Raw genomic sequence first — 10,883 nt, 5'->3', positions numbered from 1 at the left:
GGAAAGCGTTTGAAACCACGGCGCCACCGGCAGGTCACGCCAAAGCAGACACAGCAGAAAACGCAGACATCGCTGCCCTCGCCTGCCGATGTTCCCGTGCCCGAACCCGGCACTCCGATAACCCAACCCGGCATTCCGGTGCCCGAACCACGCCCGGCGGACGCACCAAAGGCTGAAGCTGCAAAGACCGAGGAGCAAAAGCGCGTAGGGCCGAAGGCCGCGGAAGCGCCCGACCGTTTCAAGGAAGAAAAATCCCACCAGGAAAAGCAGGCACGTCCCGAGCCATTGGCTCCGGAGCCATCAACCGGGGAAAACGAGCCGGAGCCGCCGGACGTCGCGCCAACGCCGACACAAAAGCCTGACATTGCAGAACCCGAGGCCCAGCCGCCAACCGTCGCCCCGCAGCCACCGCAAAAGCCGGCCGACGCGGACGAGAAGAAGATGCTGCCCGATCCGCGCTCGGCCGACGTGCCCGATGAAAAAATGCCGGTCGAGGAAGTCGCATGCCGCGAACGGCTAAAGACGCTCGGCGTCGAATTCGAAGAGTACAAGGCGGAAAGCCAGCCCGAAATCGGCTGTTCGATTCCCTACCCCATCGTGCTGAAGACCCTTGGAAAGTCGATCGCGATTGCCCCGGGCACCGAGCTCAACTGCAAGATGGCCGAGGCGACGGCGCGTTTTGCCGCCGATGTCATCCAGCCGGCGGCAAAGGCCGAATTCGGTGCGGACCTGAAATCGATCGGCCAGGCATCGGCTTTTGTCTGCCGGCCACGCAACGGCACACGAAAACTGTCGGAACACGCGTTCGGCAACGCGCTCGACATCGCCAGCTTCACGCTGTCGGACGGCAAGAAGATCGAGGTCGGCCCGGCGCCGCCGGAGAAAGACGCCAAATTCCTCAACAATGTTCGCAAGGCCGCCTGCGGACCCTTCAAGACGGTGCTCGGCCCAGGCGCCGACGCCGATCATTCCCTGCATTTCCATCTCGATCTCGAACCGCGCCGTCATGGCGGAACGTTCTGCCAGTGATCAGGGCTGATCCAGGCCGCGTGCCGCAATTCGGCCGCAGGCATGAACGCGGACGCTGAGTTTTCCTTTACCCTTGATCGTTAAAATGCCGGATATCCATCAACGGGATTCCGCCAATGGCCGGCAAATTTCGGGCCGTGTTTTTCGCCACCGCGCGCCAGTCAAAATATGCAGCAATGCTGACCGCCGGTCTGGCGCTGGCGGCGCTTTCCGCCTGCAACACCGGCAGTGTGCTGTCGCTGCAGCCGGCCGTCGACGTCGGCGCGCAGACGGCTGCCGTGCCGCAATATGCCGGCATGCAGAAGCTTGTCCCTTCCAATCCGTACATGACGCAGGCCGCTTATCCGCGCATGGACGAGCCGATGTCGCCCGTCGAGCAGATGCCGGCCAGCGAAACCGACTGCCGTCAGCAATTGAAGCGCCTCGATGTCGCCTACACCGACCTGGCGCCGATCCATGAAGGCCAGTGCGGCATCGATTATCCGGTCAAGGTCTCGGCCATCGGCAACATCCAGATGAAACCCGCCGCAACCCTGACCTGCGACATGGCAGCTACCTTTGCCGGCTGGACGAAGAACGAACTCGTTCCCTCCGCCCGCTGGCGTTATTTCTCCGGCGTCAGGACCATACACCAGGGCTCCAGCTATTCCTGCCGCCGGATTGCCGGCGAAGGCGTCCTGTCCGAACACGGCAAGGGCAATGCGCTCGACGTCATGAGCATCGAGCTCAACAATGGCGACGACATCGATGTGCGCAAGCCCGGCCTGTTCGCCTTCCGCACCCGTGGCTTCCTCAACAATGTGCGCGCCGACGGCTGCCAGTACTTCACCACCGTGCTCGGCCCCGGCTACAATTACGACCACCGCAACCATTTTCATTTCGACATCAAGAACCGCAAGAACGGTTATCGCGCCTGCCGTTAGATCGGTGCCGGGTATCCTTTGCCTGAATGCCATGACAACGCCTAATGTGATGCCGGAACATTTGAGCGGCATTCATGGGTCAACGAAGCGTTCGGCGACGCATTATGATCTGGGCGGCGACCTTGTTGGCCGCGTATCTGGCGCTCGCCTATTTCGCCGCACCGGAATTCTGGACGTTCCGCGATCGAGGTTTTCGCACGCATCGCTTCGAGATGCTGACGCACACGCCGCAAGGCATTCCGGGCGACCCGATCAATGTCGGCCTTGTCGGCACGCAGAAGGAGGTGGTCCACGCCTTTGCCGTTGCCGGCTGGGACACCGCCGACGCCGTCACCCTGAAGACCGCGATCGAGATCGGTGAAAGCGTGCTGTTCGACCACCCCTATCCCGATGCGCCGGTCAGCAGGCTGCTGTTCGATGGCCGTGCCCAGGATCTCGCCTTCGAAAAGCCGGAGGGCATCAGCGCCGACCGACGGCATCATGTCCGCTTCTGGCAGACCGATGCAAGCGGCGACGATGGCCGGCCGCTGTGGCTGGGCTCGGCCAGCTTCGATCGCGGCGTCGGCTTCAGCCACGACACCGGCGCCGTCACCCACCATATCGGCCCCGACATCGACGCCGAGCGCGATTTCCTGATGCGCGACCTGGCCACTGCCGGCATGCTGCTCTCGACCAGCGACATATCGGGCGTCGGCGCCACCAAGGCGGGACGCAATGGCGGCGGCGATCCCTATTTCACGGACGGCGAGGCAATTGTCGGCGTGTTGAAGCAGTTGCCATGACATCGCAAAAGTCAGGTCGTGGTGATCACGATCTTGCCGAACGGCCCTTTCTCCAGATGTTGCAAGGCCTGCGGCACCTCATCGAAGCCAAAAACCTTGTCGATGACCGGCTTGATCGCCAGCGCCTCGATCGCCTGATTCATGCGCTCGAAAGCACGGCGATGGCCGATCGACAGGCCCTGCACGGTGATGCGGTTGCGCATGAAGGGCAGGATGGGAAAGCTGAGCTCCATCGCGCCCAGCAGGCCGATGATCGACAGCCGGCCGTCGGCGGCCAGCGCGTTCAGCGATCGCCGTGCATTGTCGCCGCCGACCATTTCCAGCGCGTGGTTCACGCCCAGCCCGTTCGTCAGCTCACGCGCGGCATCGTCCCAGGCCGGTTGCGTGCGGTAGTTGATCCCTTGCCAGGCGCCAAGCTTTCTCGCCCGCTCAAGCTTTTCATCACTGCTTGAGGTGACGATGGCGCGCAGGCCGAACGCAGTGGCGAACTGCAGCGCAAACAGCGACACGCCGCCGGTGCCCTGGATCAGAATGGTCTGACCCGGCACCGGTTTGGTCGCCTCGGCCATGGCGAACCAGGCCGTCAGCGCCGCGATCGGCAATGTCGCGGCCTCGATGTCGCCGAGCGACAGCGGCGCCAGCACCGCGGCGTCCTCGCCGAAGATGACATGATCGGAAAGCATACCCGACAGCGACGACCCCAGCGTGTGCTTATGCAGCACCGGCGGTGCGTCGCCATCCGGCCAATCGGCGATCACCTGGCCAAGCACGCGCTGGCCGACCTGAAAGCGGCTGACGGCACTGCCGACGGACACCACTTCGCCCACCGCGTCGGATGTCGGCACGAAGGGAAAGGCAAGGTCGGGGATCAGCACGCCGTCCACGATCATCTTGTCCTTGTAGTTGAGCGATACGGCCTTGGTCCGGACCAGCAAATCGTGCGGCCCTGGCTCGGGCACCTTGCCTTCCACCTGGCTTAGCCTCGACAGGCCAAAACCGCTCATCTGCCAGGATCTGTTGATTGGGGTGCTCATGTCGTCTCGCGCTCCGTGCATTGATGCCAGGCGAGACATTTATGCCTTTCGATTATAGAAAATAGTGCTTCCGTGCGGTATAATTTGACACTGATTGCGGACTAAAAGTCGACAATAGGAAATCGCCATGGAAACGGCCGACCTGCAAGGCACCGTCGCGTTTGTGCAGGCGGTGGAGGCCGGCAGCTTCACTAGCGCCGGCGAGCGGCTGCATGTGACGAAGTCGGCGATCGGCAAATCGATCGCGCAGCTGGAGCAGAGGCTCGGCGTTCGCTTGTTGAACCGCACCACCCGCAGTCTCAGTCCGACCAGCGAAGGCATCAGCTACTATGAAGCCTGCGTCCGGGCCCTGGCCGAGATCGAAGCCGCACAGTCGCTGCTCGCCTCGCGTCGGCAGGTCCCGTCTGGCCGGCTTCGGGTCGACGTGCCGCTGGCCTTCGGCCGACGCTGCGTCGCTCCCGTGCTGTTCGAGATTTCGAGGAAATTTCCGGACCTGACGGTGGAAGTCTCCTTCAATGACCGCCGCGTCGACCTGATCGAGGAGGGTATCGACCTGGCGATCCGCATGGGCGAACTCGACGACAGCCTGTCGCTTGCGGCCAGGCGCCTCTATGCTCAGCGCTCGGCCATATGCGCGGCTCCCGACTATCTCGACAGGCATGGCCGGCCGCAATCGGTCGAGGATCTCGCCGATCACAGCGTCATTGGCTACGGTCGCGAGGGCATCGTCCGCCCCTGGGTGATCAGACATTCCGACGGCCATCTCGCAACCTTCGTGCCCAAGGCGCGGCTCGTTCTCGGCCATGGCGAACCGATGCTGGATGCGGCGCTCGCCGGCTGCGGCATCGCCTTCCTGCCGACATGGCTGGCCGCCGACAGCCTCAAAAGCGGCGATCTCGAAATGGTGCTGTCGGAATGCCTGGTCGAGAACATCGTCGTGCATGCCGTCTGGCCGGTGACGCGCGCGCTCACGCCAAAGGTGCGGGTTGTCGTCGACGCCCTCGTCGAACATTTTTCGGCGCCGCCCTGGGATGCCGCGTGAGCGAAATACCGGTCATTTCTCAAAAATCACGCCGGACTATTTTCGAAGACCGCGCCACAATGCTATTGACCGCTCATGTTATACGTCGAAATCGCTATCGTGGTCGTCCTCATCTGCGTGAACGGCCTTTTGTCGATGTCCGAGCTCGCCATCGTCTCGTCGCGCCCGGCCAGGCTGAAAGCGATGATCGACCGCGGCACCAATGGCGCCGGCCGCGCCCTTGATCTTGGCTCAAATCCCGGCAAGTTCCTGTCCTCGGTGCAGATCGGCATCACCTTGGTCGGCGTCCTCTCCGGCGCCTTTTCCGGCGCCACGCTCGGCGAACGGCTGGCGCAGTTCCTGGCTTCGACCGGCATCCGCGAGACTGTCGCCGACCCGCTAGGCGTCGGCATCGTCGTTGCTATCATCACCTATTTCTCGCTGATCGTCGGCGAGCTGGTGCCCAAGCAGATCGCGTTGCGTGATCCCGAGCGGGTCGCCGCCAGGGTCGCTCCGGCGATGACCATCCTCGCCACGGTGTCGGCGCCGCTGGTCTTCCTGCTCGACTTCTCCGGCCGCACCATATTGTGGCTGCTCGGTCAGCGCGGCGAAAGCGAGGAAAAGGTCACCGACGAGGAGATCAAGATGCTGGTCGCCGAGGCCGAGCATCACGGCACCATCGAATCCGACGAGCGGCGCATGATCGCCGGCGTCATGCGGCTTGGCGACCGCGCCGTGCGCGCGGTGATGACGCCGCGCACCGAAGTCGACTGGATCAATCTGCAATCCGACGAGGCGGCCATCCGCAAGCTGCTCATGGAAACCCAGCATTCGCGCCTGCCGGCAGGCGACGGCGGCGTCGACGTCATGGTCGGCGTCGTCCAGACGCGTGATGTGCTGGCCGCACTGCTTGCCGGCCGCGTGCTCGATCCGCGCAGGCATGTGCGCGCAGCCCCCATCGTCTACGACCAGGCCGACGCGCTCGATGTGCTGCAGAAGCTAAAGGAATCCGACGTGCCGATGGCGCTGGTGCATGACGAATACGGCCATTTCGAAGGCATCGTCACCCCGGCCGACATTCTGGAAGCCATCACCGGCGTGTTCCGCGCCGACACCGACGCCGGCGACGAGGAAAACGCGGTCAAGCGCGAGGACGGCTCGTGGCTGCTCGCCGGCTACATGCAGGCCGACGAGATGGCCGACATTCTCGGCATCGACCTGCCGGAAAACCGCGATTACGAAACCGTCGCCGGCTATGTGCTGTCGCATATGCACCATCTGCCGGCGACTGGCGAATGCGTCGACGCGCAGGGCTGGCGCTTCGAGGTGGTCGATCTCGACGGCCGCCGCATCGACAAGCTGATCGCCACCCGCCTGGCCGGCGCCCCTCGCGAGGCGGTGCGCTGACGGTCGACGCGATTTGCGGCATTTCGCTCTATCGTTCCCAGAAGGACTTGGCGATCTCTCCCTCGACCTGCTGTATCGTCAGGCCGATATCGTCGATCAGATGCGGATTGTCCTTCGACATTTGCCTGAGCTGCCAGCGAAAGCGTATCCGCTCGCGCCAGGTCCGATCGTGCCAGCTCGCGATGATGCTTCGCAGGGTCTTTAGGAGCCGGCGCGATGCCGGCCGCACGGGCGTTCCCGGCCGCGCTGCACAAGTGAGGGTATTGGTCATGGCAACCTCCATATGGTTTGAGGGCCTAGGGCTCTCGATGAGGTTGAATTCTGCGCGATACGGACGGCGCCGTAATTAAGCCCTCCCAAATAGTTCCCAAAACTTCCAAACGAGCTAGAGCGGCCCTATAGATGCGCCTATGCAGGGATCGCGTTTTGCCTTTGGTCCGTTCGTGCTTGATCCGCATGCGGGAACGCTGCTTCGGAACGATGTCCCCGTTGCCGTCGGCTATCGCGGGCTGAGCCTGCTTGCGGCACTCGTCGGGCGGCCCGGCGAAATCCTCGGAAAAGCCGAACTGATGGACGCCGCGTGGCCGGGCACGGCCGTCGAGGAAGGCAATCTCACCGTCCAGATCGCGCAGCTGCGCAAGCTGCTTGGCCCCGTCGGCGACAACGGCGAATGGATATCCACCGTTCCGCGCGTCGGCTACCGTTTCACTGGGGCCGTCGAACAGCTGGGCGAGGCCAGGCGAAAACCCTTGCCGCTGCCCGACAAACCGTCGATAGCCGTGCTGCCCTTCGTCAATTTCAGCAACGATCCCGAGCAGGATCCCTTCGTGGATGGGTTGACGGAAGACCTGATCACCGACCTGTCCAGAATCTCCGGCCTGTTCGTCATCGCCCGCAACTCGACCTTTGCCTACAAGGGAAAAGCGATGGACGTGCGCGAGATCGCCGGGGATCTTGGCGTGCGCTACCTGTTGGAAGGCAGTGCAAGACGCGCCGCGGGGCGCGTGCGCATCAACGCACAGCTGGTCGACGCGATGAGTGGCGATCATCTGTGGGCGGAACGCTTCGATCGCGGCCTGGAGGATATCTTTGCCGTTCAAGACGAGGTGACGGCCAAGATCGTGGAAGCGCTGCTTGGCCGGCTGCGCGCGCCGCCGCCGCGCAATCGGCCGCGAAATCTGGAGGCCTACGACCTCTGCGTGCGGGCGCGAAAGCTGATCGACGACTCGCCGCAGATGGCGCAGGAAGCGCATCTGATGCTGACGCGCGCGGTGTCGCTCGATCCTGATTATGCCGAGCCCTATCGTTGGCTTGCCATGAACCACTGGATGGGACAGGTGCATTGGGGCGGACCAACCGAGGCTGCCCGCAGCGTTGCCCTGGAGCTGGCGCGCAAGGCGGTGGCGATCGATCCCAACGATGCCGGCTGTCGCTGGATCCTGGCTTATCTGCTTGCCTATGAGCGCAGCTTCACTGAAGCGGATGCGGAATTCGCCAAAGCGATCGAGCTCGACCCGAACGAGGCCGACACCTGGGCGGCATTGTCCGACATCGCGGTCCTGGCCGGACGGGTCGAAGAGGGCCTCGAGCACATCGGCAAGGCGTTCCGGCTGAACCCGTTTCCGGCGAGCTGGTACTATCTGACGCTCGGCCAGGCGCAATATGCGGCGCGCGACTACCAAGCCGCTATCGAGACGTTGCGCCGTGACGAGACCTATCGCACAAGCTCACGCCGTTTCCTGGCGGCAAGCATGGCCCAACTCGGCCGGCTCGACGAGGCGCGCGCAGAGGCTGAACTGTTCCTCGTCGGCAACCCGCATTTCACAACCCATCACTGGGCGACGACCGAGCCATTCCGCGACGCCGCTACGCTCGAGCATTTCGTCGATGGTTTTCGCAAGGCCGGTCTTCCGGAGTGACGCGCCGGCATCCGGCCCGCCCGCAGCAAAGGCGACGTGGTGCGCTAACCCAGTCTAGACGTCGGTATGATCTCGGTGGCGCGACACCTTCTCGCGGTTGCCGCAGGTGCGCATGCTGCACCAGCGCCGCTTGCCGCCTCGCGACGTATCGAGGAAAAGCCAGCCACAGCGAGGGCAGGAATGCAGCCTGTCGCGCGGCAGGGTGAAGAACGCTTCGATGGACAGCATGGCCAGCAACGCGGTGACGGCGTCCGGATCGCGCCACCGGCCAAGGGCAAGCTCCGGCCTGGTGCCATCCAGCTCGATAGACCCGGCGGCAAGCGAGCTTGCCGTGCGCGAGAACAACACGCCGAGCGGTTCGACCGCAGACGGTTTGCCCGCGGCGATTGGATCGAAAACCTGAAATGACGCCTCCCGCATTTCGCGGACCCCTTCCACGAACCGCCCATCCGCTATCTCGGCAACGGCCTGCGCCTGACGATCGTCGGCAAGCCCTGAGGCGCTGAACCAGTTCGCAACATCCCGGACGGACTTGAAGAGTTCATTGTCTGTTGCCGGCGCCCGCCGGTCGAACACGGCGTTCGACAGGTCCAAAGCGGGATGCCCGCCTATGAAGTGATCCGGTACCCATTCGGTGTATTCATCGCCCATGGAACATAACCTCATTAACCGGATTATACGGTTACATGTAACCACTATCATACGGATACGTGGTGTCAAAGCCAGCGCGTCGCCAGATCGGCGCGGAACCCCTGGGAGGGAGAGGATGTGCAGCAATCGTTACAAGACCCGCCACGAAACCATCAATGTCGACGGCCTCGACATCTTCTACCGTCATGCCGGCGATCCCGGCAGACCGGCAATCCTGCTGCTGCACGGATATCCGACTTCGTCGCACGTCTATCGCAATGTCATCGAACCGCTGGCGGAGACAGCCTATGTGGTGGCGCCGGATCTGCCCGGTTTCGGCTTTTCGTCCGCCCCTTCCATCGATGCCTATGACTACACGTTCGACAACCTGGCCAGCACGATCGAAGCCTTCATCGAGGCCCTCGGCCTCCAGCGATTCTTCCTCCACATCACTGACTTCGGCACGCCCGTCGGCTATCATCTCGCCACACGGCGGCCGGATCGCATCCTCGGCCTGATCGCCCAGGACAGCAACGCTCATGACGAGGGGCTGGGACCGGAATGGGACGCGCCGAAGGCGTTCTTCGCCGAACCGACTGAAGAAAACCGCGCCAGACTGCCGGACTGGATGAATTTCGAGGGGACCCGAAACCAATATATCGGCGGTCTCCCCGAGCGTCTGAAAGTGTTGTTTCCGCCCGAGGGTTGGTATCTCGATACGGAGCGCCTGGCGAGGCCCGGCAACACCGACATTCAGTTCGAACTCTTCACCGATTATGGCTCGCACATCGCGCGCTTCCCGGCCATCCAGGCCTATCTCCGCGACCAACAGCCAGCATGCCTGGTGCTGTGGGGGCGCCACGACGCCTTCTTCGCGCTGGACGAGATCATGGCCTACAGCCGCGATCTCGACGCCGTCGAAATCCATGTCTTTGAGAGCGGGCACATGCTTCTCGAAACGCATCATCGCCAATGCGCGGCTCTCATCGCTCACTTCATGCACGAGGTGGAGACTGGGGTATTTCGCGATCCTGCGGGGCGTTGAACGTCGACGTTCAAACCGCCACTTCGATGGGCTCGGCAAGCCTGGGATTGGCCCGCGCGGCGATCAGGCAGCCGGCGACGATCAGGCACGCTCCCGTCAGCGTGGTCCAGGTCGCCTCCTCGCCGAAGAAGAACCAGCCAAGCGCGACCGCCCAGATGAAGGCCGAGTATTCCGTCGGGATCAGATATTGCGCTTCGGCGCGGGCGTAGGACCAGCTCATCAGGAATTGCCCGGCGAGCGACAGCACCGTCACCCCGGCCAAAGGAAGCCAAAGATCGCTCGGCAGGGCGACGGCAAGCCAGGGTGCCGCGAGGCCGAGCAGGATGGCAACGCAAAGGTTCTGGAACAGCATGATCTCGATCGGCTTGGCCAACTGCGCCTGTTGCCGGGCGAGGATCAGATTGTATCCGTAGAACACGGTTGATACGAGCACCGCTGCCGTGCCGAGCATGGCGTCCTGCGAATAGTCTGCCTGCCCGAACTGGCCGGCCATGATGATGGCGACGCCGGCGATGCCGGCCAACGATGCCCAGACAGCCTGGCGTCGGATCCGTTCGCCCAGCAGCAGCGCGGCGAGAAACAGCGCAAACAAGGGCGCCACGAAGCTGAGCCCGATCGCCTCCGCGAGCGGCAGCCTGGCCAAGCCCCAGAAGAAGGATATCAGCACGACGCCGACAATTGCGGCACGCAGCGCATGCAGCCTCAGCACCGGAATGGTCGGCTTTAAGCGTGGTCCCGCCAACCAGGCTGCGCCCGCGACCACGGCCGCGACCATGCTGCGCCACAGCAAGGTGTTGTAGACCCCGACCGCGATGACCAGGATCTTCATCGCCGCATCCATCCCGGACAGCAGGAAGATCGCAAGCGCGCATACGAGCACCGGGATCATCGGGGAAACGGCGCCGGTCAGGCTGGATGTCTTCACGGCTTCACTCATGTGACGGATCGCAGCCGGATATATCAGGGCAAGGGTCGCGACCAGATGGCAGCCCGGTCGATGTAGCAGTCCAACCCCGATTGGGCCGAGGCTATCGTGACATCAGGGTATCAGCACCATGCCGGCGAGTTGAACGAAACGGACCGCCTCGCCGAC

At 63.4% G+C, this 10,883-nt stretch carries 11 protein-coding genes; 7 read left to right on the top strand and 4 right to left on the bottom strand.

Annotated elements, in window-relative coordinates; translation table 11 throughout:
- The 3 genes from EOA22_RS13010 to EOA22_RS13000 form a co-directional block, all read left to right on the top strand.
- Window positions 1-1,029 (top strand): extensin family protein (locus EOA22_RS13010; protein ID WP_127390008.1); only part of this gene is annotated, 1,029 nt, incomplete at its 5' end.
- Window positions 1,030-1,145: 116 nt separating this feature from the next.
- On the top strand, window positions 1,146-1,952 hold the full coding sequence (locus EOA22_RS13005; RefSeq protein WP_027162117.1) for an extensin family protein: 807 nt from the start codon (window positions 1,146-1,148) through the stop codon (window positions 1,950-1,952).
- Between the two features lie 74 nt (window positions 1,953-2,026).
- Window positions 2,027-2,734, top strand: a complete 708-nt coding sequence (locus EOA22_RS13000; RefSeq protein ID WP_063168816.1) for an LssY C-terminal domain-containing protein — start codon at window positions 2,027-2,029, stop codon at window positions 2,732-2,734.
- 11 nt (window positions 2,735-2,745) lie between these two features.
- On the opposite strand, the gene EOA22_RS12995 is transcribed toward EOA22_RS13000, so the two are convergent.
- Window positions 2,746-3,768, bottom strand: a complete 1,023-nt coding sequence (locus EOA22_RS12995; RefSeq protein WP_127390007.1) for an NAD(P)-dependent alcohol dehydrogenase — start codon at window positions 3,766-3,768, stop codon at window positions 2,746-2,748.
- Between the two features lie 127 nt (window positions 3,769-3,895).
- Here EOA22_RS12995 and EOA22_RS12990 point away from each other — a divergent pair, with 127 nt between their 5' ends.
- Window positions 3,896-4,810: a LysR family transcriptional regulator gene (locus EOA22_RS12990; protein WP_063168817.1), complete on the top strand. Its 915-nt coding sequence runs from the start codon at window positions 3,896-3,898 to the stop codon at window positions 4,808-4,810.
- Between the two features lie 75 nt (window positions 4,811-4,885).
- Window positions 4,886-6,196, top strand: coding sequence for a hemolysin family protein (locus EOA22_RS12985; protein WP_024504164.1), 1,311 nt, complete (start codon window positions 4,886-4,888; stop codon window positions 6,194-6,196).
- Between the two features lie 28 nt (window positions 6,197-6,224).
- Here EOA22_RS12985 and EOA22_RS12980 read toward each other — a convergent pair whose 3' ends face one another.
- Complete coding sequence (locus tag EOA22_RS12980; protein ID WP_013530057.1) at window positions 6,225-6,467, bottom strand: hypothetical protein; 243 nt, start codon at window positions 6,465-6,467, stop codon at window positions 6,225-6,227.
- Between the two features lie 139 nt (window positions 6,468-6,606).
- Here EOA22_RS12980 and EOA22_RS12975 point away from each other — a divergent pair, with 139 nt between their 5' ends.
- Window positions 6,607-8,115 (top strand): winged helix-turn-helix domain-containing tetratricopeptide repeat protein, encoded by a 1,509-nt coding sequence (locus EOA22_RS12975; protein ID WP_063168818.1) that lies wholly within the window; start codon window positions 6,607-6,609, stop codon window positions 8,113-8,115.
- Between the two features lie 54 nt (window positions 8,116-8,169).
- Here EOA22_RS12975 and EOA22_RS12970 read toward each other — a convergent pair whose 3' ends face one another.
- Complete coding sequence (locus EOA22_RS12970) at window positions 8,170-8,766, bottom strand: CGNR zinc finger domain-containing protein (RefSeq protein ID WP_013530055.1); 597 nt, start codon at window positions 8,764-8,766, stop codon at window positions 8,170-8,172.
- On the opposite strand from EOA22_RS12970, the gene EOA22_RS12965 reads away from it, so the two are divergent.
- Window positions 8,765-9,790, top strand: coding sequence for an alpha/beta hydrolase (locus EOA22_RS12965; RefSeq protein ID WP_245268609.1), 1,026 nt, complete (start codon window positions 8,765-8,767; stop codon window positions 9,788-9,790). The two genes, EOA22_RS12970 and EOA22_RS12965, sit on opposite strands and share 2 nt — an antisense overlap.
- A 10-nt stretch (window positions 9,791-9,800) precedes the next feature.
- Here the strand turns inward: EOA22_RS12965 and EOA22_RS12960 are convergent, their stop codons facing one another.
- The gene (locus EOA22_RS12960) at window positions 9,801-10,727 is read right to left on the bottom strand and encodes a DMT family transporter (protein ID WP_013530053.1); all 927 of its coding nucleotides are present in this window, start codon (window positions 10,725-10,727) and stop codon (window positions 9,801-9,803) included.
- Between the last annotated feature and the right edge of the window lie 156 nt (window positions 10,728-10,883).

The sequence above is a fragment of the Mesorhizobium sp. M7A.F.Ca.US.014.04.1.1 genome (assembly GCF_003998745.1).
Taxonomy (GTDB): domain Bacteria; phylum Pseudomonadota; class Alphaproteobacteria; order Rhizobiales; family Rhizobiaceae; genus Mesorhizobium; species Mesorhizobium ciceri.
This window is presented reverse-complemented; position numbering and strand designations above follow the sequence as displayed.